Source organism: Arachidicoccus rhizosphaerae, assembly GCF_900107765.1.
Lineage (GTDB): Bacteria > Bacteroidota > Bacteroidia > Chitinophagales > Chitinophagaceae > Arachidicoccus > Arachidicoccus rhizosphaerae.
Map to the genome: position 1 here is coordinate 1 of NZ_FNQY01000019.1, position 26,770 is coordinate 26,770.

Below are 26,770 nucleotides of genomic sequence, written 5' to 3' on the forward strand. Positions count from 1 at the left end.
TTAAGACTCAGCCTACTGAGGTGGCCAAACTATGCCTGATATCGAAAATCCTGTCTTAAACCGGAAAAAGTAAATAATTCACTCTGAATTACTGATGATTGATTTTGCATTTTATAAATTCCAATGTATTTTGTAATTTTGCAAAACTGAAAATACAGGTGGCAGTTGTCGCTTTTTTCAAATTTTGGGCAGATTTGTTTATTGTTCAGCCTTTTCAAAGAACTAATAAACGTTGAGGATATCGACTTCACTTATTTTAATATACCCCTAACGTTTTATTCTTCAGAAGATTAGGTAAACGAATAATCGTTTTGCCCATCTTGTCAGCAATACGTATTTATTGCTGATGGACCTTAAAATTTAAATGTACAGGTTATAATGATTATTCAAGAAGCATTAGAAAAAAGAATTCTTGTTATTGATGGCGCCATGGGAACCATGATTCAGCGCTATAAACTCGATGAGGAAGATTTTAGAGCAGAAAGGTTTAAGGATTGGCATCAGGATGTAAAAGGTAATAATGACCTGTTGAGTATTACCCGTCCTGATATTATCGAACAAATTCATACGCAGTATCTGGAAGCAGGTGCGGATATATTAGAAACCAATACATTCAGCTCAACAAGTATTGCACAGGCAGATTATGATATGAGTAATCTTGCTTATGAGTTGAATGTGGCTTCTGCTGCATGTGCCCGTAAGGCTGTCGACAAGTATCTGCAAACTCCAGCAGGAAAAGAAAAAGCAATGGTGTGGGTGGCCGGAGCAATAGGGCCCTTGAATAAGACCCTGTCCTTATCCCCGGATGTCAATAATCCCGGATACCGCGCCGTCAGCTTTGATGAAGTGGCCCAGGCTTATGAAGAACAGATTAAAGGGCTGGTCGATGGAGGTGTAGATTTGCTATTAATAGAAACCATTTTCGATACATTAAATTGCAAAGCGGCTATTTATGCCATTAAGAACTTTTTTCAAAAGGATGGCCGACCGGAACTGCCTATTATGATTTCAGGTACGATTACAGATGCCAGTGGCAGAACTTTAAGCGGTCAGACCCTGGAGGCATTTTATGTTTCTGTAAATCATGCCAATCCCTTAAGTGTTGGATTAAATTGTGCTCTGGGAGCCTCTGAAATGCGTCCTTACATTCAAGAACTTAGTACGATAGCATCCTGTTATACTTCAGCTTATCCAAATGCCGGTCTACCCAATGCAATGGGGGAGTATGATGAGACGCCTGATCAGACAGCACATTTTCTGGAGAATTGGGCTGCCAATGGCTTCGTAAATATAGTTGGAGGTTGTTGCGGTACGACGCCGGATCATATAAAGCATATAGCCGATTCGGTTAAAAAGCTTAAACCCAGGAAGCGTCCGGAAGTAGCCCTTACTTTATAAGGCTATTTGTTCAGGAAAACCTGTTTCTATGCAATTTTTATCATTACGCTTTTTAGTTTCATAAAATATCATGCTAAAACCTTATTTACAGTTAAGCGGCCTTGAACCTTTGTCAATACGTCCCGAAACAAATTTTGTCAATATTGGAGAAAGAACCAATGTGACAGGTTCCAAAAAATTTGCCCGGCTTATCAGGTCAGGGAATTATGAAGAAGCGCTTAGTGTGGCAAGGGATCAGGTTGAAAATGGTGCTCAAGTTATCGATATTAATATGGACGATGCTTTGCTGGATAGCAAAACGGCCATGACCACATTTTTAAACCTGGTACAGTCAGAACCTGAAATTGCTAAGATTCCAATTATGATTGACTCCTCTAAATTTGATATTATAGAGGCCGGTTTAAAATGCGTACAAGGTAAATGTATTGTCAACTCCATTTCGATGAAAGAGGGAGTGGAGAAATTTATTAAAGAAGCCAGAATATGTAGAAACTTCGGAGCCGCGGTTGTTGTGATGGCCTTTGATGAGCAAGGGCAGGCGGATACAATGGAGAGGAAAGTTGAAATCAGTTCCAAAGCCTATAAAATTCTTACAGAAGAAGTAGGGTTCCCTCCACAGGATATTATCTTCGATTTAAATATTTTTGCTATTGCGACAGGATTAGAAGAACATAATAATTATGCTGTCGATTTTATTGAGGCAACCAGAACTTTGAAGCAAAAGTTTCCCCTGGCTAAAATCAGCGGGGGAGTCAGTAATTTGTCTTTTTCCTTTAGAGGTAATGAAACAGTCAGGGAGGCCATGCACAGTGTATTTTTATATTATGCCGTTAAAGTAGGCATGGATATGGGAATCGTTAATGCTGGACAGCTGGTGGTGTATGACCAGATAGAACCCAAACTCAGAGATCTGGCAGAAAAGGTTATTTTAAACCAGAATAATGAAGACAATAGTGCTACTGAGGCGCTGATTACTTTTGCAGAAACAGTTAAGGCGAAAGGGAAAGTCGTGAAAAAAGACGATGCCTGGCGCAATGGTTCTGTACAGGATCGTTTAAGCCATGCGCTTGTAAATGGGATAACAGATTATATTGACCAGGATACGGAAGAAGCAAGATTACAATATGCACGACCTCTAGAAGTTATTGAAGGACCGTTAATGGTGGGAATGGATATTGTTGGAGATCTGTTCGGGTCTGGTAAAATGTTCCTGCCTCAGGTAGTAAAAAGTGCACGTGTTATGAAAAAAAGCGTTGCCTATTTATTTCCTTTTATTGAAAAAGAAAAAAGGATTAACCACGTTTTGCCTATGGAGCCAGCAGAGAGTAAAGATGCTTCCAAGCCAGTAGTGGCCCAGCAAATAAAACTTTCTGATATGCTGGCTAAATCGGAAGTCGCCACCGGGGATTTTTTAATAAATCAATCGATAGGAGTAGACCAGGTAACGGTAGACGCACTTTCTAAATCAGCTCATCTGGCAATAGTAATTAAAACAGCAGAAAATAAATTACTACCAGTAGCAGATGTCGAGGCGAATCCACCTACGAAAGAGGCTGAAGAGGCTGCTATCGCTCAAGAGACTTTATTAGAAGATCAGTTGGAACAATATGGATATCATTTACTTGCTATTTCTGAGAATGAATTGTTGGAAAATGCAGATTTGGTACAACATGTGATTACAAAAAAAATTGAACAGATTGAACAACTTGCTGCAAAACTAAAGGAAGCGACGGAGCAGGGTGCCCAAAAGTCTGGCGCAAAGAAAATTCTTATGGCAACGGTTAAGGGTGATGTTCATGATATTGGTAAAAACATAGTGGGTGTAGTACTTGGCTGTAATGGTTATCAGGTACAGGATCTGGGTGTTATGGTTCCTACAGAGAAATTATTGGATACTGCTATTAAGGAAAATGTAGATATTGTCGGAGTAAGTGGACTGATCACCCCATCTTTGGATGAGATGGTAGGGGTCGCCAAAGAAATGAAAAGAAGGGGGATGACCATTCCTCTTTTGATAGGAGGAGCCACTACTTCACGCATTCATACAGCGGTTAAAATTGCTCCCGAATATGATAATGGTGTTATTCATACATTAGACGCATCCAGATGTGTCACCGTTGTGGGCCAACTATTTAACCCGGATTTAAGGGACGAATTCTTAAAAGTGACAAAAGAAGATTATGTAAAGCTCAAACACCAATTTGAGAATAAAAAACCTGTAAAAAAATATATTCCATTTAGTGAAGCGCAGGGCAATCCAGTACAGATTAACTGGGAGGGGTATACACCTCCTATCCCGTCCTTTATTGGAACCAAGCTCTTTAAAAATTATGATTTAAGGGAGATTCGCAGTTATATAGATTGGAAGCCTTTTTTTATCAGCTGGGAACTACATGGCAATTTCCCGGATATATTAACCGATGAAATAGTTGGGGTGGAAGCCACCAAAGTATATAATGATGCAAATGCAATGCTGGATACCATTATCAATGAAAGGTGGCTACATGCAGATGGAATGGTTGGATTTATGGAAGCTGTAAAAACAGGGCCTGATACGGTAGAAGTTGCCATGGGTGATAAAAAGGCCACTTTACAGTTTATTCGCCAACAGGTAAAAAAAGCCGTAGGCCAACCCAATATTTCTTTGTCTGACTTTTTACGTCCTGCAAGTTATGGTAAAGATTATTTAGGCAGTTTTGCCGTTACCATCCATGGAATTGACCCTCATTTAAAAAGATTTATTGAAGACAATGATGATTATAACAAAATCATGATTCAGGCTTTATCAGATAGGTTGGTAGAAGCTTTTGCAGAAATGTTACACCAGAAAACGAGAACGGAACTCTGGGGGTATGATAAAGAAGAACAGTTTAGTGCTGATGATCTTATTCACGAAAAATATACGGGCATCAGACCAGCTCCAGGTTATCCGGCCTGTCCGGATCATACGGAAAAAATCAAGTTGTTTGATTTATTACAGGCCACTGAAAATGTAGGCATAGAATTAACAGAATCATTGGCGATGCATCCGGCATCAAGTGTTTGCGGCTGGTATTTCTCACATCCGCAAAGCCAATATTTTGGAATTGGTAAAATCATGCAAGACCAGTATGATGATTATAAGCAAAGGCAGGGTTGGAGCGAAGAATATGCAGAAAAATGGCTGAGACCTGTAATGGAATAAAGGAAATGGGGGGAGATTAGTCAATAAGCGCCATTTGACACAAAGTATTTGCAGGATTTATACTTTTAGAGTATCATTGTAGTGGAGATTATACGAATTGAATACAGTTAATTGAAATCTAAAGTATTGATAATCATGTATAAAAAAATAATGCAAATAGCGGCCGGGGCTATAGTGACCTTAGCTATTATGCCTGCCTGTGCTCAAAAGGCAAATACTCAAAAGCTTTTAGACAAGACCATAACAGCATCTACTACGACCAGTTTGCTATCAACCTTGTCAGCAGATGATATGGGAGGACGTAAAATTGGAACTCCCGGTATCCAAAAGGCGGCAGCTGTTATCGCGAATGAATTTAAAAAGGCCGGGTTAAAACCCCTATCCAAAGACAGCGGTTATTACCAAAATTTCACCTTGGTGAATAGTCAAATCACTCAGAAGTCAATTGAGGTGAACAGCATTACATTGCCAGATAGTTTATCAGCCATTATTTCAACTCAGGCAAAGATTGCAGCAAGCGATAAAAAAGGATATGAAATTTTGACTCCAAAGGATCAGCAAGAGATTTATAAAATGCTGATGTCTCGTCGCAATCCAAAAAATAATGCCTTGGTCGTACTGCCTAGCCGATTTCAGCGCTTGCTAAAATTGGCATCAAGACTTCAAAGCAACCAAATTTCTTCTCCTTATAATACCATCATAATATGCCTGGATGAACCTGTTGAATCTTTTGATGTTCAGGCGGAAAATCAATTGCAAATTACCCATTTAGCCAATATCGTTGGAATATTGCCGGGGAAAACAAAACCCGATGAAATTGTTATTTTCTCCGGGCATTATGATCATTTAGGTATTGACCCGCAGAACCCAGAAGATAGTATTTATAATGGCGCTAATGATGATGCTTCAGGCACTACAGCAGTCATGCAGCTGGCAAAATATTATACCAAGTTAGGGGGCAATGCCAGGACGCTGGTCTTTGCTGCATTTACGGGTGAGGAGGAAGGTGGATTTGGATCTACTTATTTTTCCAAACAATTCGATCCACAAAAGGTAATGGCTATGTTTAATATTGAGATGATAGGAACTCAAAGTAAATGGGGGGAGAATTCCGCATATATAACTGGGTATGAAAAAACAAATATGGGGGAAATTCTGCAAAAGAATTTAAAAGGTACCGGATTTACCTTTTATCCGGATCCTTATACAGATCAGCATTTGTTTTACCGTTCAGACAATGCAACCTTAGCCAGGTTAGGAGTCCCTGCTCATACTATATCCACCTCCAAAATGGATGCAGAACCCAATTACCATAAAGTATCCGATGAAATAAGTACGCTGGATTTACCAAATATGAACCGAATTATCCGGTGCATTGCTTTGAGTGCACGTAGTATCGTACAAGGAGAGGATACTCCTTCAAGAGTCAACACTGCGGAGCTAGATTAAAATAATTTTACTATATCCATAATTGTAGGCAGTAAAAAACCCGTTCATTTTATAGCTGAAAACTATCAACTATAAAAATGAAGGGGTTTTTTAGGGACACCAAGATGGCTAATTATTTGTTGAGAACTTAACTTGTTCCAATGCACTTATCATATCCTTACCGGTAGGAGACTCAAAAACTTCAAGCCCGAATTCGGGGGCTATGGTCAGTAAATGATCAAATATATCGCTCATGGTATCCTCGTAAGGGGCCCATCTGACATCTGCTGTAAAACACCATAACTGCAGAGGTAATCCTTCTGGCGTCGGATCCAGTTGACGAACAATAGTTGTGAGACTATGATTAAGTCTCGGATTAGCATCCAGGTAGTTTTTTGCATAAATTCGGTAAAGACCTATATTGGTCAGCCTCCTTGTATTTGCACTTATTTTCGCATCTGCACCCAGCTGCTGATTGAATTGTTTAATTTCATTTTCTTTTGTAATGATATAATCATGCAATAGATGATACCCTTTAAATTTTTCAATCATGTCTTCGTCGCAAAATTTAAAACTGCTCATCTTTAAATAAATCGGGCGTTTGATTCGTCTGCCGCCTGTATCGGTCATCCCACGCCAATTTTTAAATGAAGAGGTTAGAAAGCCAGCTGTAGGAACAGAGGAAATGGTTTTATCCCAGTTTTTTACTTTTACTGTATTTAAATTAATGGAGATTACATCCCCGTCCGTGTTATAATCAGGCATTTCAATCCAATCTCCAACCCGGATCATATCATAGGCTGAAATCTGGATACTGGCTACAAAGCCCAAAATGGTATCTTTAAAGATAAGCATTAATACTGCTGTCATGGCGCCCATAGCACCTAAAAAATAGAGAGGGCTTTTGCCCAATAAAACAGATAAAATCAGAATGCCTGCAATAAGGTAAACAAAAATATTTATAACCTGAATATAGCTAAAGATGGGCTTTTCCTTTAAAGTTGGCATTTCAGACAATGCAGCAGCTAGAGTATTTAATACGGCGACTATAACAATGGCAAAGATACCAATAATAAGTACATCCATCAATCCAAGCATGTAATGGCAGATTGTTGGCAAAGATGAAAAAATGATTGGTACAGCTGCCTTAATTATAAAAATTGGCAGTAAAGCACAAATTTTCAAAAATACCTTTCTTTTGATCAGATAATCATCCCATTTCGTTTTAGTCTTTTTGACGATTTTATGAACAACCAACAGACATAGTTTTCTGGCAATCCACCATATTAGACAGGAAAATAAGATTACACTAATTAATAAAAGAGGAATTTTAATGTAATTGATATGATCACCGGTTAAATGAAAATTTTGAATGATCCATTCATCCATGGTCTTGAACATTGAATTTGCAGAAACATTGACAATACCCAATAGGGCTTCTTTAGAAAATAGCATACATAATTATTTCAATTGCCGCATCGGCAATAATGAAGAATCATAAACAGAAAAATAGTTTTGTACTTCTGTTTATTAGAAACATAGGGTATTGACCCTAATACAAGGTTACTTTGAAATAACCTGATGGTGGCAAACATAAGCAATAAGGAAGTACAACCCAAATAAGTTAGCGTCTAATAAAAATTTATTAAGATTTTTAAACTAAGAATTAGCAAAGAATCATATGTTTTCTCCCTTTTATACGGGCAAAACAAAAGCCCCAATAGAAATTGGGGCCGCAAGTACAATGTAATAACTAACTAAGAAAAATTTATGGGTGTAATTTAATGAAAATTACACGAATTTTCCATTAGGGAGCCGGAGTAAAACGTAAATAAGGTTTTAACTCTCTAACTCCTTTAGGGAATTTTTGTTTTGCTTCTTCAGTAGAAATCTTTGGAGAGATAACTACATCTTCACCTTGCTTCCAGTTTGCCGGTGTAGAGAACCCTTGATTTTCAGTTAACTGCAGGGAGTCAATTACACGCAGGATTTCATGGAAGTTTCTACCTGTACTGGCAGGGTAGGTGATGATTAATTTTACTTTTTTATCTGGACCAATCACCAGCAAAGAACGTACCGTAGCAGTTGCAATTGCATTAGGGTGAATAAAATCATAAAGATTAGAAACCTGACGGTCTTCATCTGCAATGATTGGGTATTGAACATCAACATTCTGGGTCTCATTAATATCTTTGATCCAGCCTTTGTGGCTTTCGACACCATCCACGCTAAGTGCAAGCACTTTTACATTACGCTTTTCAAACTCACCTTGGAAAGCAGCGGTAGCTCCTAATTCTGTTGTACAAACAGGAGTATAGTCTGCAGGATGAGAAAACAAAACTCCCCAGCTGTCGCCAAGGAACTCATAGAAATCTATATCACCTATAGAAGTCTTAGCCTGAAAGTTAGGAGCGGTATCGCCTAATTTTATGGACATAGTTTTAATATTTAAAAAATGATAAAAGCGTTTAATGATGCAAATATATTATTACTCTACTAAAAAACAAGACTATTAATAAATATTTTTTAAATTAATATGTAAAAGCAAAATGTGACTAACTTGTATATATCATTTAATAACCATTTGTTGAATATCTCAAAACTTAACACGTTCTTTGCAGTATTAATTTATAATTAACTATTAAGAAGGGCGATCTATTCGAAGAAGAATTTATTTCTTTTGCATTAAAATTCTAAAATTATGTTATTGAGAAAAGCATTAAAACTTTTGGTAATCATGTTATTACCTGTTTTTGCCATGGCTCAGGTTACGACCAGTTCGATTATAGGAACGGTGAGCAATGAGTCAGGTGCCCCACTTGAGGGTGCAACCATCAAGGCCATTCATACTCCTTCAGGGACAGTCTATTCAACATTATCCAGAAGCGGAGGTAATTTCACCATTCCAAATATGCGTGTTGGCGGGCCTTATACTATTACAATTAGCTATGTAGGTTTTCAGGATTTAAAGTATGATAATATCAATTTGGATTTAGGTGATCCCACAAAACTGACACCTGTCTTAATTGATAGTTCCACCAACTTAGCAGACGTCAGTGTACTGGCACAACGTAATTCATTGATTAGTAAAAACTTAACAGGGACAAGTGTTTCTGTTGGTAGACAAGAAATGTCGATGCTGCCAACCATCTCCAGAAATATCAATGACTTTGCACGGTTAAGTCCAATTGCACAGGTTCGTACTAGTAGTTCTGATGGTAGTCCAATGGGAATAAGTTTTGGAGGACAAAGCACTAGATATAATCAATTTACAATTGATGGTGCAAATGCAACGGACGTATTTGGTCTTTCCAGTAACGGCACAAATGGTGGTCAAGCCGGAATTAACCCCATTCCATTTGATGCGATTGATCAGTTACAAGTGATATTAGCCCCATATGATGTAACCCAGGGAGGTTTTACAGGAGGGGGTATGAATGCGGTAACCAGAAGTGGAACGAACGAACTTCATGGTTCTGCGTATGGCTTTTTCCAAAACCAGGGATTAGTTGGCAAAAGTATTGATACACGTGATAAGTATGGGAAATTCTCAAATTGGCAATATGGTGCAAGGCTCGGTGGCGCCATTATTAAGGATAAGTTATTCTATTTTATTAATTATGAAGGGTTAAGTCGTTCTCAACCAGTAGCTAATCAGCCAGGGTCCGGCTCTTCAAATCTCGGCAGCGATGAAATTGCAGCAGCACAGGATTTGTCTGATTATCTAAAATCGGAATATAATTATGATGCAGGCGCAATAACAGGCCTCAATCAAACCAGAAAGTCTAATTCTGTTTTTGCAAGAATAGATTGGAACATTAATGATAAGAACAAATTAATGATCCGACATAATTATGTTAATGGTAATAATTACAGCATCTCCGATGCATCAAATTCAATGTCATTCGGTAACAATGGTTATACTTTCAGATCTAAAACAAATTCTACCGTACTGGAATTGAACTCAAGCTTCAATAGTGGCCTTTCTAATATGCTTCGTTTAACTTATACGTCAGTAAATGATAAACGTGATGTAGGAAGTCCGTTCCCAAGCGTTTCAATTACTGATAATGGTGCGACCTATAAATTTGGTAATGATTACAGTTCTCAGGCAAACAGTCTGGATCAGCACATCGCCACCCTTACGGATAACCTGAATATTTACAAAGGAAATCACACCATTACCTTAGGAACAGATAATGAGTTTTATACAACGAAGAATATATTTTTGCAAGGGTTATTTGGAGACTATACATATAAAAGCCTTGATGACTTTTATAATAATACCAATTTAAACCAGTACCAGACAACATATTCTACCAATTCAAATGATCCTTATGCACCTGCGAGTGTAAAAATGGGGCAATTTGGCTTATATGCTCAGGATGCCTGGAGCATTAAAAATAACTTTAAACTTACCTATGGTTTAAGAGCAGATTTACCGGTTTTCTTCAACGATCCAGTTGCTAATGATGATTTTAATTCTTCTGACATAGCAAAGGAGTTTAATGTTCAAAATAATCAACCACCAAAATCTAAAATTCTGCTTTCTCCCCGTCTTGGATTTAACTGGGATGTGTTTAATGATGCAAAAACTCAAATTAGAGGAGGTGTGGGCTTATTTACAGGTCGTGTACCAATGGTTTGGGTATCTAATCAGTATTCTAATACTGGTAAAGCCACTATTAAATATAAAGCAACAGCATCTGATGTAGCTGCAAATGGTATTACCTTTGATCCTAGCAATCCTTACAGAGGAACTCCAGCAGCCACAGCAACAGAAATTGACCTGACTGATCGTAATTTTGTCGCGCCAAGAACATTAAGAGCTAATCTGGCATTAGATCAGAAATTGGGTTGGGGACTTGTTTTAACTGTTGAAGGTGTATACACCAAAATTATTAAAGACATCATGTATCAGGATTTAAATCTTAAGGCAGCTGATACAACCCTGGATTTAGGCAACGGCGTGACCAGACCATTCTATGGCTATTCGCTTCGTGATTCTAGATTTACGAATGTTCTTTATCTGACAAACACTAATCAGGGACACGCTTACAATGTATACGTAAGATTGAAAAAGGAGTATTCCAGAGGTTGGATGGGAAGCATTTCCTACTCTCTTGGACATTCTTATGGGCTTAGTGATGGCACTTCTTCCACAGCGTTATCTAACTACCGTTTTGCCTATAATATTAATGGCTTAAATAATCTGGATGTAGCACGTAACAATACGGACCAAGGTTCAAGAGTTTCCTTAATGATTGGTAAGCAATTTAACTATGGAAAGTTTTCGACCAACCTGGGCTTGTTTTATAATGGACAGTCTGGTCAGACACTCTCTTATGTTGTATATGGAGACTTAAATGGTGATGATGGTTCTAAGTCTACTTCAATTAGTACTTCTGGCGGTGCTGATTTGATGTATATTCCTACAAGTGCAGATGACTTTGCTGCCTTTACAAAAAATGGCGCTACCGTTACCCCAGAACAACAATTAGAAGATTGGAATAAATATTTAGCATCTAACGATTATTTAAGCGCCAATAAAGGCAAGAATTTAAAAAGAAATGGCACTCGCCTTCCTTGGGAAAATCATGTGGATTTCAAATTTGCAGAAGATTTCCAAATAGCGGCTACTCATAAAATTACCTTATCCGTTGATATTTTCAATATTGGTAATCTGATTAGTAAAAATTGGGGTAAAGCTTATTATTCTGGGAACCAAGAGTTGACTCCATTGACTCTTAAAGGTTTCCAGACGACTAGTGACCCTAAAGTAATCAAACCAGTGTATACCTTTAACTCTGCCTACGGTTTAAATCAGTATACTAATAAGCCATGGGCTTATTCTGATTACTTATCCCGTTGGAGTATGCAAATCGGGTTAAGATATACATTCTAGTTTTTTCATAATTTAGTAAGATAAAAAGGACGGTGGATAATTTCATCGTCCTTTTTTATTGACTCAAACCTTTAATTCAATATTTTAGATTAGATATTAATCCCTAGATATTTATATGGATAAGATAATTGATGTTTTTATAAGGCTTAATAACCAATAGGTTAGGAGAGTATAATGGCTTTTATTAAAAAAGTGAAAAATAAAGGATAAAAAACTCTTTTATTAAGGTTTTTCACTTTACCTTTGCCCTGTAAATAAAGATATGTTGTTTTCAAAAACCTGCGAATACGCAATTAGAGCCTGTATTTATATAGCGCAACAGTCTGGGGAAGACAAGAAAGTTGCCATTAAGGAGATCGCTAAAGGCATTGATTCTCCGGAACATTTTATCGCAAAAATTCTACAGAACTTAAGCAAAAAAGGATTTATAAATTCCGTAAAAGGCCCTAATGGGGGCTTTTATATGGACAAAAAGAACATGAAAACAACTATTTCCGATATCGTTTTATTAATAGATGGAGATAGTCTTTTTACCAAATGTGTACTGGGCTTAAAGCAATGCTCCGAAAATAAGCCTTGTCCGCTTCATAATCAATACAAACATACCAGAAAGGAAATAATTGAATTGTTCAGAAATTCTAAAATCGGACAAATCAGTGAACAAGTTGATCTCAATGAAACCTTTCTGAAATTAAAATAAAAAATTGGTAATCCTATAAAGACTAGAGTCTGAAAAATTAGTCTGAATTTCGTTCTATTTTTTTAGAATAATACAAGATAAAAAGGTATTAATATCTATTATTTAAACTGACCATCTCATGAAAATTAAACGCTTCAAATTCCTATTTATGGTTATGTTCTTTGTCAGCTTACTCAGTACTACTGTGCCCGTCTTTGGGCAGGAACAAGCCGGCGTTTTTGCTAAAACTCATCCTCAGTTAGGCTTCATTTTGTTTATCGCATTGGCAACCATAGGCATAGTATCTCTGGCTGTTTGGCTTAAATCAAGGCAAGGACGAATCAATCAGGAGACTAAAAATTATGATGCTCCTGTACAAGAAGATAAATTGGACACTTATATAAAAAATATGGATAGCGAACAAATAGATGCGTTTTTAAAATTCAAATCCAGCTCACGCAAAAGCTCAGGAAAACCGGTCGGCATTATTGCCACACTGATTATGCTGTTACCGGCAAGTGCTCTTTTGGCGCAAGATCCTGAACCTGCTAAAACAGCAAACGATTTATTAGGGGAAACAGGAGTCATAATTACCATTGTCTTAATTCTGATACCCGTTTTGGTGGGATTAGTATTAATGGTACTTAAAACTTCAAATGTTTTAAGACAATTAACGAACAGAAGGCGATTAAAGGAAGCTGACCGCCTGGCAGAAATACTGGAAGATACTGAAGATCCTGAGTTAATTGCTTCTTTGGAAAAAAGAAGAGCGGCATTGGACTTTCAGTTAAGCAAAAGGGAACTCTCCGGTAATTTATCACCAGAAGATAACAGGGGGCTGATCAATATAAAATCAAATGCAGGTTTGCCAGTAGTGGAACCCAAGAAAAAGGCGGTAAAGCGGCCAAAGGTTGACCCCAAACTATCCAAAATGGTTCTCTGGTACCTTGGGTGTGCTACCTTTTGGCTACTATTTGGAACAACGGTGGGAGAGTATTTGGGAATTAAATTCGTAGCGCCAGATGCAGACTCTCTGGCATGGCTTAGTTTTGGCAGACTAAGACCCGTTCATACCAATGCCGTATTCTGGGGCTGGGCTTCTCTGGCCATGTTGGGGCTGGCAAACTATGTTGTTCCAAGAGTCGGTAATACCAGATTAGCCAGCTATAAAATGGGTTGGTGTTCCCTGATATTGATCAATCTGACTGTAATTCTGGGCTCCCTTTGTCTGATGGCAGGCATTAATAATGCCGGTGGTGAATACAGGGAGTATATCTGGCCAGTGATGCTGCCCTTTGCCATTGCTCTTGTACTTTCACTGATTAATTTTTTAAATACTGTTGCAAGACGCAAAACCACAGAAATATATATTGCCAACTGGTATATTATTGCAGCTATCATTTTTACAATTGTAATTGCGCTGGTCGCTTATTTGCCCTGGTGGCAAAATGGGCTCGGTGAGACCATTGCTCAGGGATATTATATGCATCAGGGAGTGGGGATGTGGTTTATGCTTTTTACCTTGGGTGTGGTGTATTATTTCTTGCCGCAGCAACTCAATAAGCCAATCTATTCCTATAGTCTGGGTATCCTGGCTTTCTGGACGCAAATTCTGTTTTATACCCTGATTGGTACTCACCATTTTATCTTCAGTCCGATTCCCTGGTGGTTACAGACCGTAGCCATTGTAGGAAGTATGGGCATGGCCATTCCCGTAATCGCAGGAACGACTAACTTTTTAATGACATTTAAAGGAGGTTGGCATAAAGTCTCTGGTAGCTATACCTTACCGTTTTTTATCGTGGGTATTATCTTTTATTTTACCGGCTCCATGCAGGGGACTGCAGAGGCCTTCAGGACTACAAACCTCTATTGGCACTTTACAGATTTTACGGTCGCCCATTCACATCTGACTATGTATGGTATAATTTGTTTCTTTATGTGGGCCGGAATCTATGCGCTGGTGCCTAGGCTGACAGGAAAGGAGCCGCCACAAATTCTGGTCGGAGCCCATTTCTGGCTGGCATTAATCGGACTAATGTTCTATACCGTTCCTCTGATGTATGGAAGTACTTTAAAAGGAATACTTTGGATGCAGGGTAAACCTTTTATTGACGGAGTTGTATTAATGGCGCCTTATTGGGTATGGCGCGCCGTAGGAGGCTCTCTGATGTGGCTTTCTCATCTATTCTTTGCTTATAATTTTTACCGCATGGTGGTTAAAAGAAAAGAAGTCAATGTCGCCAGCGCGGCTATTAAAAAACTAAACCCTTCACTGAATCAATCATTATAAACAGCAGAAATAAAACCGTCATGGAACTTTTTGATAATCATAAGAAGTTATTTACCACTGCCGCCGCCTTTTTTATCGGATTAACCACTTTGGTAGCCATTATTCCGGCAGTTCAAACTGATAAAATCAACCAGCCTTTGCCCGGTGCTGTAAAGTTGAGCCCCGATGCACAAAAAGGAAAGGCTATTTATGTTGCCAATGGTTGTATTGCCTGTCATACTCAACAGGTTAGGAATCTGGATATGGATAAAGTATGGGGTAAGCGTCCCAGCGTGGCTGCTGATTATGCCTTGGATAAAAGACCGGACGTATGGCATAATACAGCTACACTTATGGGATCTGAACGGACGGGGCCGGATTTAACCAATATCGGCAACCGGCAGCCTAGTAAGGACTGGAACCTGGTCCATTTATTCAACCCAAGAGCTGTTGTAAAAGAGTCCGTAATGCCCGCATACCCCTGGTTGTTCATATATAAGGAACAACCAGCTAAAACAGATATTGTAGTAAATGTACCTGCTGAATTTATGGAGGGTAAAACCGGAAAATATGTAGCCACCAAAAAAGCAATGTACTTACTGGCCTATCTACAGTCTTTAAAGCAAACGGATTTGCCAGACGGAACAACAGCACCGGATTTCTTATATAAACAAGCCGCAGCCAAAACTGACGCAGCAGGTGGCGGCGCTAAAGTCGATGGCGCCGCTTTATACACCGCTAATTGCCAGAGTTGTCACCAGGCGAGCGGTGAAGGGTTGCCCGGTGCATTTCCGCCACTCAAAGGCAGCAGTGTGGTCACCGGTGACAATCTGGAATTATATGTTGGTATTATTATGAACGGCTATACCGGTAGAGAAAAAGAAGGGTTTGGGCCCATGCCCAATGTAGGCACGACCGCCAATTTGAGTCCAGAGGAGGTTACAGCCATAATTAACCATGAACGAAGCAGCTGGGGTAATAGTGCTCCGGAAGTCAAAGTCGATGATGTTAAACGTTTTATGGATGCGGCCAAGTTATCTGCGGGGCAATAATATTTATAACCGCTTAAAAAACAACATTTTTTAACAACCTTACTTAAAAATAAGTTTTAAATTAGTGGAGAATCACCATTGATTATGCTATAAGCCGAAGCCGAGAATACTCATTAAGAGCCGGATATTTTACAAAACAACGCCGAGGCCGAATTCACTAAAATAAACTGGATTTTAAAAACCTTAAAATGTTGTGCAATGAAAAATTATGAAACAGTTACCGAAGCGGTAAATGACTTGAATCAAAGAGGATATACGCATGATTTTAATTTGGGCGAAGATTGCCTGATTTGTGGCGAAACCATTTCTTTATCGCCGACAGAATTTGAGATTGATGAGTTGTATCGTTTTGAAGGCATGACAGATCCTGGTGATGAGATGATCGTCTATGCCATCGCCTCTGTAGATGGTGATGTTAAAGGAGTATTAGTGAACGGTTATGGCTTATATGCGGACAGAGAAAGTTCTCTGATCATGAAAAAGCTTAGTGTTCCGGACCACAGACAACGTGGGAGTGTTTAACGCCACCTACTATTTTTAACATCGACTTCCATCTCGCTTTTAATATTATATATAATTAATATTTATGATATTCCGTAAAATAAATTGAGATGAATAAGCAAAAATTTTCCTTTAGGCCAATGAGTAAGGTTGTGTTAATACTGCTGCTTTGGGGCAGCAGTATTAACATGGGTAGTCTGGCATTCGCTTGCAGCATCTGCGAAAAGCAACAACCCAGGATTCTTAGAGGCATTACCCATGGAGCCGGTCCACAAAGCCGGTTCGATTATGTGATTATCTGGATAATGGTTGTAATTACCATGGCCACCCTTTATTATTCCGTTAAATGGCTGGTACGTCCGGGGGAAAAAAATGGGGGCCATATAAAAAGATTCATTTTAAACGAAGAGTAATATGGAAATGGTGTTAAACAAAACAGTAGCCTTAGAGGCAAGAAGCAGTATTCTCATCTTCATTGACGATGAGCCTAAACCCATTGCAGATTTTATATCTCCCGTAAATTTCGAGCTGGATACCACTAAATTAGTGGATGGTAAACATACCTTAAAGATTGTAAGCCGCGACCCCGACGGTAAAGAAGGGGTTAGGATGATCCCCTTTGAGGTACAAAACGGCCCGGCCATTGCCATTGAAGGCATTAAGGAAAATGCGGTCGTCGATGGAGTTTTACCGCTGATGATCAATGCTTACGGAAAGGGAAATGCACAAAATTTTAATATAGTGGGTAGCGAGTCTCCCAGAAGTATCCCGTCCTGGGTCTGGATTATTATTATCGGATTTTTTGGCTGGGCCATGTATTATTTAATTTCTTACCTACATTTGAGGCCACAATAACATTATGGAAAAATTAAAAGACATACTTACCCTGGAGGATTGTAAAACCTTAGTAGATAATTTTTATGGAAAGGTGCGCAAGGATCCTTTAATTGGCCCCATCTTCGATGCGGTGATACAGGACCGTTGGCCGGAGCATCTGGAAAAAATGTACCGTTTTTGGCAAACAGTACTATTAGAGGATCATACTTATTTTGGCAGCCCTTTTCCGCCCCATGCAACCTTACCGGTAGAATGGACGCATTTTGAAAAATGGTTGGAACTGTTCAATCAGACAGTGGATGAGCATTTTACGGGAGAAATTGCTGCAGAAGCGCGTTGGCGTGCAGGAAAAATGGCTGAAATGTTCAATTTTAAGATTCAATATTATAAAAACAACCAGGCAAAACCTCTTTTTTAAAATTACAAGAAAAGATAAAAAGGTCTTCTACTCCAAGAATCTTAAATTCACTAATAACCAGTTGGTTATTGTCTTAATTGATAAATATATTAAAAATGAATTCACAGGCTGAACAGCGCTATCCCTACGCATTACCCGCAGTTTTTTTATGGATTGGCTTTTTGATGGCCATTAGCTTTATGGAAGCCTGGTTGAAGTTCCGGGCGCCGGGTGTGACAATTACTATTGGCCTTGGCATAGGGAAATTGGTATTTGGCGCCTTGAATAAAGTAGAGTGGGTGTTAATTATAATTACTGCAGCTAATTTTTTCTTTGTCCCACAAAAATTAACCAGTTATCGCAATCTTATTTTTATAGGGGCAGCTTTGATGACTGCCCTGGAAACTTTTTGGGGCTTACCGGCTCTTGATAAAATAGCCGATCAGATTATTGCAGGTGGGGCGGATAATAGCCCGTCCGTGCATATTATTTATGTGAGCATGGAAGTATTGAAACTCATCCTGCTGATTTTACTAGGTACCTATTTAGTCAAAAAACATCAAAAAATCAATCATGCAAATTAGTAAAGAAACCATATTGGGTGATATTGTAGCAGAAAACTACCAGACAGCTGAAGTATTAGAAAAATACCAATTAGATTTTTGCTGTCACGGAACACGCAGTTTAGCAGAGGCCTGTCTGGGCAAAAATCTGGACACGGATCATGTTGCCAGAGAACTGCAGCAGGTAATAGATGGAAAGACCGGTATTACCGATGCCACGGCCGGTGTTCCTGCCGGTTTAAAAGACTGGCCACTGGATCTAATGGCAGATTACGTGGAAAAGACGCATCACCGGTATGTTACCAGGCAAACACCGCTCATTGAGGGATATCTTAATAAAATCGTACAGGTACATGGAGGTCGTCACCCAGAACTCTCTCAGATCAGGGACATCTTTTTGGAAACAGCCGGTGAACTGGCCATGCACATGAAAAAAGAAGAGCTGATGCTCTTTCCTTTTATTCGGAAAATCACTGTCGCTTCTATAAACGGAACCAGAATTGCGCCGCCGCCATTTGGCAGCATTGCCAATCCTGTGAATGCTATGCTGGCAGACCATGAAGCAGAAGGCGAGCGTTCCGCTAAGATTCGTCAACTCTGCAATGATTTTAATGCTCCTGATGACGCCTGCAATACCTATAGATTAACATTTAGGCTTTTACAGGAGTTCGAACAGGATTTACACCAACATATTCATATAGAAAATAATATACTGTTCCCAAAATCTATTGAACTTGAACCCAGTGTTTTAGCTTAATATTCTACTGCCTGAGCTTGTCACGCAATCAGTGTGACAAGCTTAGTGATAAAATTATTCCTTAACTTAGTTCATCTGGCAATTATGGCAATCCCGATAATAAACTTAAAAAGAGCTTTTCAACCCGCATCAGCTGATGATGGATGGCGCATTTTAGTAGACAGGCTATGGCCCAGAGGCATTAATAAAGACAGAGCGGCCATCAAACTTTGGTATAAAGTGATCGCTCCATCTATTGAGCTGAGAAAGTCCTTTGGTCATGAGGTGGAAAAATGGCCGGACTTCAGGCAAAAATACAAGCAGGAGCTCAGAGCCAATAAAGTAGCCTTGGAAGAATTACTGAATGTAGTACGTCAGCATCCGGTTATTACCCTGGTGTATGCGGCCAAAGATGAGGAGCATAACAATGCAGTGGTTTTAAAGGAAGTACTGACAAATCTCTTAAAAAAATAAAGTCATGGCACCCATCAAAAGAAGTGAATACCTGAAACCATTATCCAGGGAACATCATTACAGTCTGCTCTTTGGCTGGAAATTACGTCAAGGAATCAGCCGAGGGGTGAGTATAGATCGTATGGTGGATTATATCCGTTATTTTGAACTCCATATGTTGATTCCCCATTTCAAGGAAGAAGAAACCTGCCTTTTTATTTATAGCGATAGTCCTTATGTCCAGCAGGCCCTTGATGAACACAGGCATATACTTTCCATTATTGCCACTATGAAAGTAGAACCGGGAACCACTCATTATGCTGACCTGGAAGCTTTGGCGTCCTTAGTAGATAGTCATGTTAGGTTTGAAGAAAGACAGTTATTCCCTTATTTTGAACAAAATCTTACGCAGGCACAACTGGAAGCCGTGGCAGCAGCCATAAAAGATGGCCCGGCTGTTGGTGACGATTTTGAAGATAATTTTTGGGAATCGCCTAAAAACTAATAAAATAAGTTCAGAAGCATCCGGACATATAAAAAAGGGATCTATGTTTGATTTTATGTAACCATTTGTACGCTGTACACTGCCTTTAATCTATTTTTAGCTATTTTTTAGTTTCAATATTGCCATTCTCAATAAATCTTTGCTATATTAGAGTTTAGTATTTCTTTACAGGCCTCTATTAAAAAGATTCTTTATGCGCACTGGCTACCTGACGATATTATCCCTGCTTTTTCTTTTATTTCTTGGTTCCTGCCACACGAAACAGAGTGTAGATTTACTAATATATAATGCCACCATTTATACGGTAGATTCTAGTTTCTCAAAGGCGACTGCCATGGCTATTAAGGATGGAAAGATAATAGCAACCGGTGACACCAAAGATATCCAACAGGTGTATGTAGGTCAACAAAATATTGATGCACAAGGGAAGTTTATTTACCCCGGTTTTATTGATGCACACGCACATTTTTTAGCTTTCGGGCAAAGCCTGCATCAAATTGACCTGAAAGGAACCACCAGCTGGGAGTCTATTATAAAAAAACTAAAAGAATTTAAAAAAACAAGAGCAGCCAATGATACTGGCTGGGTAGTGGGTGATGGCTGGGATCAAAATGATTGGGCTAATAAGCAATTTCCTAATAAATCAGCATTGGACTCTTTATTTGCCGATGCCCCTGTGGTCTTAACACGTATTGACGGACATGCCATTATTGCCAATCAGAAAGCCCTGGATCTAGCCGGCATACATGCCGGCGATACTATAAAAGGAGGGAAGATTCTGGTTCAGGATAGTTTACTTACGGGTGTTTTGATTGATAATGCAACCAATCTTGTTTATCGTGAAATTCCTCATCCAAATACACTAGAAGCAACCAGTGCTTTGATGGACGCTCAAAGCAAATGTTTTGCTGCGGGGCTGACTTCCATTCAGGATATGGGAGAAGATGCCCGGTTAATACCACTGCTGGACAGTCTAAATAAAGCCGGACAATTAAAGATCAGACTATATGTTTTGCTCATGGATAATCCTTCCAACTTTGATTACCTGGTCAAAAAAGGCATCATTCATACTGAGTGGCTGCATGTACCCGGATTCAAAGTGTTTGCGGACGGCGCATTGGGATCCAGGGGCGCCTGTCTTCTAGAGCCCTATGCAGATGATTCCGCGCATGATGGTTTTTTATTAAATACAGTGAATCATTATGATTCTGTGGCCCGGTTCATTTATCAGCATCATTTTCAAATGGCCACTCATGCCATTGGAGACTCGGCTGTGCGTACCATGCTTAAGATATATGCCAAATACCTGAAAGGTCCCAATGATTTAAGATGGCGTATTGAACACGCGCAGATTGTTGACAGCAGCGATGTGCATTATTTCAACGACTATCAGATTATCCCATCCGTTCAGCCTACTCATGCTACATCTGATATGTATTGGGCTGAAAGCCGCCTGGGGCCGGGTAGAATCAAAAATGCTTATATCAATAAAACCTTATTAGATCAAAATGGATTTATTCCTTTAGGAACGGATTTTCCGGTAGAAGATATTTCGCCCATAAAAACATTTTTCAGTGCGGTATTCAGAAAAGATGCCAGTGGCAATCCGCCTGCCGGATTTCAAATGGAAAATGCTTTAAGCCGGGAACAGGCCATAAAAGGCATGACCATCTGGGCGGCAAGAGCGGCCTTTGAGGAGGATGAAAAAGGGAGTCTGGAGCCGGGAAAAAGGGCAGATTTTATTGTGACTGATAAAGATTTAATGCAAGCCGAAATGGGAGATATCTTAAAAACCAGGATTCTTATGACCTTTGTTGGAGGAGAAAAGGTCTATGACCGTTCCGGCAGACCGATTTTACAATAATCCTTAATCAAACAAACTGAGCTGTCTGGCCTCACCTGGTCTTTTGAATAATTCATGATTCAATTGTAATCTGGTTTCATTTAATTGATTTAAGCGAGCATGTAATTTAAAAGTCTGACCAATGATGCTGGCCAGGTGCCCTTCTCCGCGCATCCGTCTGCCAAAGACACTGTCATTTACCTTGCCTGCATGACATTGCTGGATACTATGATACACCTTTTCAGCTCTGTCTGGGAACGTTTTAAAGAGCCAGTCCTTAAAAATATCAGCTATCTGTCCATTTAAACGGACTATGGTATAACCGGCCCATTTCGCACCGGCCATGGCTACAGTCTTTAAAATCTGAGGAATTTCCGTATCATTCAATCCGGGAATTATAGGAGCCTCCATAATCCCTACAGGTATGCCTGCCGAAGATAATGATTCGATTATCTTTAATCTTTGCGTCGCAGTTGTTGTTCTGGGCTCTAGCTTTTGCCTTAATTTCTCATCCAGGCTGTTGATGGAGACATATACAGCACATAGCTGCATTGCCGCCATATCTTTTAAGATATCCAGATCTCTTAGAACCAGTGAATTTTTGGTGATTATACTAATCGGTTGGCGATATTCCAGGGCAATTTCCAATAACTGTCTGGTTAGTTTGAATTTTCTTTCCGCAGGCTGATAACAATCTGTATTGCCCGATAAGGAGATGGTATCCCCTGACCAGGATTTTTTATTCAAAAAAGCCCTGAATAGACCGGGTGCACCGGATTTAATCAGAATATTTCGTTCAAAATCCAATCCTGCACTATAACCCCAGTATTCATGAGAATTTCTTGCATAACAGTAGATACAACCATGCTCACAACCCTGGTAAGGGTTTAAGGAATAGGCCATTCCCACATCCTGACTATCCACCTTGTTGACAATGGTCTTGGCATTGGTTTTTATGAAATTCGTCTGAACATGCTCTTCCAAAGCCCAGTCATCAATACCCTCTGGCTCAAATTGTCCATAACTATGGTTCAAAAAGCGATTGTGGGGATTGGATTGTGCCCCCTGACCCTTTTGGTATTGTATATTTTTGGTATTTTCCTGGTCCATTTTATAATAAATTTACTGGAGTTATTACAAATATACTAATTAATTTAGATTGTCAGGAATGTTTTTTGTCAATTTTTTTGTATTTTTAAACTATGAACCTAAATAACCCGCAGCACACATCCGACAAAAAAACAAATAATAAGGCCCGATTTTCTGGCAATTGGATGCGTTACCTTAGTTATGGCATTCAACTGATGGCCACTATTGGTATCGGATTGTTTATAGGCTATAAGCTAGACGAGGTATTGAAGGTAAAGTTTCCCTTACTTGTATGGCTCTTACCCACCGTACTGCTCATTTATATGCTGGTCAAACTAGTAAAAGATTTTTCCAAAAATGGAAAGCAATAGTACGGGATCATTGTTTTGCCCGTAAAAGGAGTAAACTGGTTTGTTCATCAATTATTACGCAACAGGCAATCCGTACCATACTGCCTGACAATGCTGCGTCAGTCACCAAAATAATTACTATTTTTGCTACTTAATTTAAACGCATGAACAAATTCCGGTTACAAAGAAATTACATCAACTTGCTATTGTTGTTCTTGATTGTCAATGTCTTTTGTCTTCTTTACAGAGACGGATCCATCCATTTAAGTTTCTATTTGGATGTATATGTGGTGGTAATCGCTAATTTGTTGCTATTCCTGCTGGCCCTTTTAGGATCCTATCGGCATGCCAAGGCTTTAGAAGATAAAAATCCTAATGTCTTTATCCGATCCATCATGGGTATGACGGTGCTAAAATTCTTTGTACTAGTGGCTGCAGCATTGATTTATGTTTTTACTGCTAAAGAAAACAGGAATCTTCCAGGTATTTTGATTGCGCTGGGATTGTATATTCTGTATGCTGTATTAGAAGTAAGCGCTGCTTACCGACTGAACAAAAACAAGTCAAATTCCTAAAAGCAACTCTTTTCCAAAAACAAATGGCAAAAGCTGAACGCCATCCCTTATCTTCATTAAGCCATTATCTTCCGGATAATACCCTGGAAGATGTACTGTCCTTTATTAACCGGTACAAGGTCCAACTCACGATTACCAGGGCCAGAAAATCAGTTTTAGGGGATTATCGTAATGCGCATGGTACAGAAAATCATCGTATCTCAGTTAATGGCAACCTTAATAAGTATAGCTTTTTAATCACGCTGCTTCATGAATTGGCGCATTTAGTCACCTATGAAACTTATCGGCACCGCGTTCAACCACATGGCAGGGAGTGGAAGGATAGTTATGCGGCAATATTGCGGGTATTTTTAGAAAAGCAGGTATTTCCGGGTGATATAGCGATGGAACTCCACCGATCCCTGCATAATCTGGGTGCCAGTAGCTGTTCCGAGCCTGGACTGATGCGCGTGTTGAAAAATTATGACAATGATTCCATTGGCCTAAGCCTGGTTGAAGACCTGAAGCCTGGCGAGTGGTTCGTCACAAGGGATAATAAAGTCTATATTATGGAAAAGAAAATCAGGACACGTTATTTGTGTACTGCTTATCCTAGCAAGAAACAATATCTGTTTAACGGCCTTTATGAAATTAAAATCCTGGAACAGCATCCCGAGTTCCCCTGATCGAATCAAGGATGGGTGATCATTGAATAAAAAAAAACCTTAAAAAATAGATGCAATTCCATTTTTTAAGGGTTTTTTTGCTGACTACCGTTATTTTATTTAGAAAAATAACTCAGATTGGTAGAAGGACTTAGAGCCAGCAGACTTTGATACATGAGTTCAATGGTAGATTCAATATCTGAGCGGTGCAGCATTTCTACGGTTGTATGCATGTAACGTAAAGGGATAGAAATAAGCGCTGATGGACAGCCGTCATTGGCATAGGCAAAACTATCCGTATCCGTGCCCGTACTGCGGCTAGTAGCCCTGAGTTGAACTTCAATTTTTTGCTTAGCGGCCACATCCTGAATAAACTGCAACAATTTATTCTGAACGGCAGGTCCATAAGTCAGGGCTGGACCCTTTCCGCAGGAGGTATCTCCTTCAATATTCTTATTGATAAAAGGAGTTTGCGTGTCATGCGTCACGTCAGTGATGATGGCTACATCTGGTTTAATGCGACGTGCAATCATTTCTGCGCCCCGAAGGCCTATTTCTTCCTGTACCGCATTTACTATATAAAGTCCGAAGGGTAATTTCTTTTTATGCTCCTTGAGCAATCTTGCTACCTGAGCAATCATAAATCCTCCGATTCTATTGTCAAAGGCTCTGCCGATTAAATAATCATTGGCTAACTCATCAAAACCATCCTGATAGGTTACAACGGCACCTACGTGAATTCCAAGAGCTTCCACTTCTTTTTTGGAGCGGGCGCCGCAATCCAAAAACAGGTTGTCCACTCTTGGGGTCGGTTCTTTTTGGTCAGGAATGTGCCGGGTATGAATGGCGGGCCATCCGAAGACAGCTTTGACAGGTCCTTTTTTACCGTGGATCCAGACGCGCATGGCAGGCGCAATCTGGTGATCGACACCACCGTTTCTTTTTAAATAAATAAAGCCCTGTTCTGTAATATAATTAACAAACCAGGAGATTTCATCGGCATGGGCTTCTATAACCACTTTAAACGGATGCTCCGGGTTAATGACCCCGACGGCCGTGCCATATGGGTCCGTAAAATGTGTATCCACATAGGGCTTGAGATAATCCAGCCATAGTGCCTGACCACTGTGCTCAAAACCGACAGGGGATGCATTATTAATATAATCAGTTAAAAATTGCCAGTCTTTTTTGCCCAGTTTAGGGGCTATTGCTTTTTGTTTTTTTTCTTTTGCCATCAGTGTGCTGTTTTATAAAAATCAAAAGTACGCATTTTCGCGAAACAGTAAATATCCTAAAATTCCAGAAATGCCTTTTAAAAGCATTAGTCCGTCAATTACGATCAGATAAAATAAAATAGGTTTTCTTCTGTGCATGGAATAGGCAACAGCCAGAAGGCAGATAAAAGGCAAGGTATTGATTAGTGTCCTTGGCCAGCTAAAATGCTGGGTGGTGGCAAAACCCCAAAGCGCTATCAGGCCGATGGCGATTAATGGCAGTAAAATCCTGAATATGGTTTTTCTAAGCCCTACACGGACAACAAAGGTTTTCAGATGCTTATTATAATCATCCGCATAATCTTTAATATCAAACATAATGCAAAGAACAGATATATACATCCAGTTTTTAATCAAGAGCCAGACAGACATGACCGAAATTTCATAATGCTGGTTGATTTGCCATTTATAAAACATCACCGGATAAATAGTTACGGCGCCTGCCCATACAAACCCAATAATAAAAGGCTTTAACCATCCGGAGTTTCTTAAATTAATTTTTATTATCGGAAAATAATCATTGCCGTAATAAAAGAAAGCCACCAAAGGTACCGCCAACAGCATCAGCCATTCGTCGGCATGCAGGCTGAAGATTTCATGGAATTCTTTTATGACCAAATAAAGGGCCGCCGCTATAGCGATCAGTGTATAGAAAAACTGGGTGAGCGTAATGAGTTTATAGTTTCTGGTATACCAATCGGTTCTGCGATTATAGTAACTGTTGGTGGTCATGGATGTCCTGGGCCTGCCGACCAACTTGTTAAAAACATTCAACAAATGCAATTCACCCATATAAGCATACGTATAATAAACAAGAGTGCCGGTCACCAGCAGTACATAATAGGCAGGAGTATTTAAAGGGACCCCCTGCTGCAATGAGGCTTCCATAGACAGTGCCACCGTGCAGAGCGCATAAAAATAATTACCAAAAAATATAAACTCGGTTAATTTCTTTCTCAAAATACTGCTTTACACCTTGAAATAAATGATGCTCTGTTGTTTTTGATTAGCAAAGGCTCCTGCTTGCTTTTCAGGCCCTAAAAATAGACAAATTACCCCAGAAACCTGGGCAGCAAATGCAGTTT

24 protein-coding genes are annotated in these 26,770 nt (G+C 39.4%); 19 read left to right on the forward strand and 5 right to left on the reverse strand.

All coding sequences use genetic code 11. The annotated features are described in order from the left end of the window. The first annotated feature begins 378 nt into the window (after window positions 1–378). From BLU80_RS14395 to BLU80_RS14405, 3 genes are all read left to right on the forward strand, one after another. On the forward strand, window positions 379–1,398 hold the full coding sequence (locus tag BLU80_RS14395; protein ID WP_170831250.1) for a homocysteine S-methyltransferase family protein: 1,020 nt from the start codon (window positions 379–381) through the stop codon (window positions 1,396–1,398). Between the two features lie 70 nt (window positions 1,399–1,468). Beyond that, on the forward strand, window positions 1,469–4,582 hold the full coding sequence (locus BLU80_RS19900; RefSeq protein ID WP_091399851.1) for a vitamin B12 dependent-methionine synthase activation domain-containing protein: 3,114 nt from the start codon (window positions 1,469–1,471) through the stop codon (window positions 4,580–4,582). A 135-nt stretch (window positions 4,583–4,717) separates the two neighbouring features. Then, window positions 4,718–6,031: a M28 family metallopeptidase gene (locus tag BLU80_RS14405; protein ID WP_091399853.1), complete on the forward strand. Its 1,314-nt coding sequence runs from the start codon at window positions 4,718–4,720 to the stop codon at window positions 6,029–6,031. Window positions 6,032–6,139: 108 nt separating this feature from the next. Here BLU80_RS14405 and BLU80_RS14410 read toward each other — a convergent pair whose 3' ends face one another. Together BLU80_RS14410 and BLU80_RS14415 are read right to left on the reverse strand one after the other, a co-directional pair. Then, the gene (locus BLU80_RS14410) at window positions 6,140–7,108 is read right to left on the reverse strand and encodes a mechanosensitive ion channel family protein (RefSeq protein WP_211481863.1); all 969 of its coding nucleotides are present in this window, start codon (window positions 7,106–7,108) and stop codon (window positions 6,140–6,142) included. 709 nt (window positions 7,109–7,817) lie between these two features. Continuing rightward, a complete protein-coding gene (locus BLU80_RS14415) occupies window positions 7,818–8,447 on the reverse strand; it encodes a peroxiredoxin (protein WP_091399857.1) in 630 nt (209 codons plus the stop codon). Window positions 8,448–8,711: 264 nt separating this feature from the next. Between BLU80_RS14415 and BLU80_RS14420 the strand changes: the two genes are divergently transcribed. The 13 genes from BLU80_RS14420 to BLU80_RS14480 all read left to right on the forward strand — a co-directional run bounded on the left by BLU80_RS14420 (window position 8,712) and on the right by BLU80_RS14480 (window position 21,774). Then, on the forward strand, window positions 8,712–11,915 hold the full coding sequence (locus BLU80_RS14420) for a TonB-dependent receptor (RefSeq protein WP_091399859.1): 3,204 nt from the start codon (window positions 8,712–8,714) through the stop codon (window positions 11,913–11,915). Between the two features lie 262 nt (window positions 11,916–12,177). Continuing rightward, window positions 12,178–12,615, forward strand: coding sequence for an RrF2 family transcriptional regulator (locus BLU80_RS14425; RefSeq protein ID WP_317042145.1), 438 nt, complete (start codon window positions 12,178–12,180; stop codon window positions 12,613–12,615). Between the two features lie 118 nt (window positions 12,616–12,733). Continuing rightward, window positions 12,734–14,887: a cbb3-type cytochrome c oxidase subunit I gene (locus tag BLU80_RS14430; protein ID WP_244518939.1), complete on the forward strand. Its 2,154-nt coding sequence runs from the start codon at window positions 12,734–12,736 to the stop codon at window positions 14,885–14,887. 20 nt (window positions 14,888–14,907) lie between these two features. Beyond that, a complete protein-coding gene (locus tag BLU80_RS14435) occupies window positions 14,908–15,918 on the forward strand; it encodes a cytochrome c (protein ID WP_091399860.1) in 1,011 nt (336 codons plus the stop codon). Window positions 15,919–16,116: 198 nt separating this feature from the next. Beyond that, a complete protein-coding gene (locus tag BLU80_RS14440; RefSeq protein ID WP_091399862.1) occupies window positions 16,117–16,440 on the forward strand; it encodes a phosphoribosylpyrophosphate synthetase in 324 nt (107 codons plus the stop codon). Window positions 16,441–16,529: 89 nt separating this feature from the next. Beyond that, on the forward strand, window positions 16,530–16,832 hold the full coding sequence (locus BLU80_RS14445; protein ID WP_244518941.1) for a hypothetical protein: 303 nt from the start codon (window positions 16,530–16,532) through the stop codon (window positions 16,830–16,832). Between the two features lies 1 nt (window position 16,833). Beyond that, the gene (locus BLU80_RS14450) at window positions 16,834–17,274 is read left to right on the forward strand and encodes a cytochrome C (protein WP_244518943.1); all 441 of its coding nucleotides are present in this window, start codon (window positions 16,834–16,836) and stop codon (window positions 17,272–17,274) included. A 4-nt stretch (window positions 17,275–17,278) separates the two neighbouring features. Next, window positions 17,279–17,674, forward strand: a complete 396-nt coding sequence (locus BLU80_RS14455) for a group III truncated hemoglobin (RefSeq protein ID WP_091399864.1) — start codon at window positions 17,279–17,281, stop codon at window positions 17,672–17,674. Between the two features lie 95 nt (window positions 17,675–17,769). After that, the gene (locus BLU80_RS14460) at window positions 17,770–18,237 is read left to right on the forward strand and encodes a hypothetical protein (protein ID WP_091399866.1); all 468 of its coding nucleotides are present in this window, start codon (window positions 17,770–17,772) and stop codon (window positions 18,235–18,237) included. Then, a complete protein-coding gene (gene ric / locus BLU80_RS14465; protein WP_091399868.1) occupies window positions 18,227–18,973 on the forward strand; it encodes an iron-sulfur cluster repair di-iron protein in 747 nt (248 codons plus the stop codon). The genes BLU80_RS14460 and ric overlap by 11 nt, the downstream gene beginning before the upstream one ends. Before the next feature lie 84 nt (window positions 18,974–19,057). After that, a complete protein-coding gene (locus BLU80_RS14470; RefSeq protein WP_244518945.1) occupies window positions 19,058–19,426 on the forward strand; it encodes a DUF488 domain-containing protein in 369 nt (122 codons plus the stop codon). A gap of 4 nt (window positions 19,427–19,430) precedes the next feature. Then, window positions 19,431–19,910: a hemerythrin domain-containing protein gene (locus BLU80_RS14475; RefSeq protein WP_091399870.1), complete on the forward strand. Its 480-nt coding sequence runs from the start codon at window positions 19,431–19,433 to the stop codon at window positions 19,908–19,910. Between the two features lie 193 nt (window positions 19,911–20,103). Then, the gene (locus tag BLU80_RS14480) at window positions 20,104–21,774 is read left to right on the forward strand and encodes an amidohydrolase (RefSeq protein ID WP_091399872.1); all 1,671 of its coding nucleotides are present in this window, start codon (window positions 20,104–20,106) and stop codon (window positions 21,772–21,774) included. 3 nt (window positions 21,775–21,777) lie between these two features. On the opposite strand, the gene BLU80_RS14485 is transcribed toward BLU80_RS14480, so the two are convergent. Next, the gene (locus tag BLU80_RS14485) at window positions 21,778–22,863 is read right to left on the reverse strand and encodes a PA0069 family radical SAM protein (RefSeq protein WP_091399874.1); all 1,086 of its coding nucleotides are present in this window, start codon (window positions 22,861–22,863) and stop codon (window positions 21,778–21,780) included. Window positions 22,864–22,955: 92 nt separating this feature from the next. Between BLU80_RS14485 and BLU80_RS14490 the strand changes: the two genes are divergently transcribed. The 3 genes from BLU80_RS14490 (at window position 22,956) to BLU80_RS14500 (ending at window position 24,432) form a co-directional block, all read left to right on the forward strand. Next, window positions 22,956–23,213, forward strand: coding sequence for an AtpZ/AtpI family protein (locus BLU80_RS14490; RefSeq protein ID WP_091399876.1), 258 nt, complete (start codon window positions 22,956–22,958; stop codon window positions 23,211–23,213). 143 nt (window positions 23,214–23,356) lie between these two features. After that, window positions 23,357–23,767 carry a hypothetical protein gene (locus BLU80_RS14495; protein ID WP_091399877.1) on the forward strand — a complete coding sequence of 137 codons (411 nt, stop codon included), beginning with the start codon at window positions 23,357–23,359 and terminating at the stop codon, window positions 23,765–23,767. Between the two features lie 23 nt (window positions 23,768–23,790). Beyond that, window positions 23,791–24,432 (forward strand): SprT-like domain-containing protein, encoded by a 642-nt coding sequence (locus tag BLU80_RS14500; RefSeq protein ID WP_091399879.1) that lies wholly within the window; start codon window positions 23,791–23,793, stop codon window positions 24,430–24,432. A 95-nt stretch (window positions 24,433–24,527) separates the two neighbouring features. Here BLU80_RS14500 and BLU80_RS14505 read toward each other — a convergent pair whose 3' ends face one another. Then, on the reverse strand, window positions 24,528–25,646 hold the full coding sequence (locus BLU80_RS14505) for a M42 family metallopeptidase (RefSeq protein WP_091399881.1): 1,119 nt from the start codon (window positions 25,644–25,646) through the stop codon (window positions 24,528–24,530). A 21-nt stretch (window positions 25,647–25,667) separates the two neighbouring features. Further along, a complete protein-coding gene (locus BLU80_RS14510; protein WP_091399883.1) occupies window positions 25,668–26,645 on the reverse strand; it encodes a UbiA prenyltransferase family protein in 978 nt (325 codons plus the stop codon). Window positions 26,646–26,770: the final 125 nt, after the last annotated feature.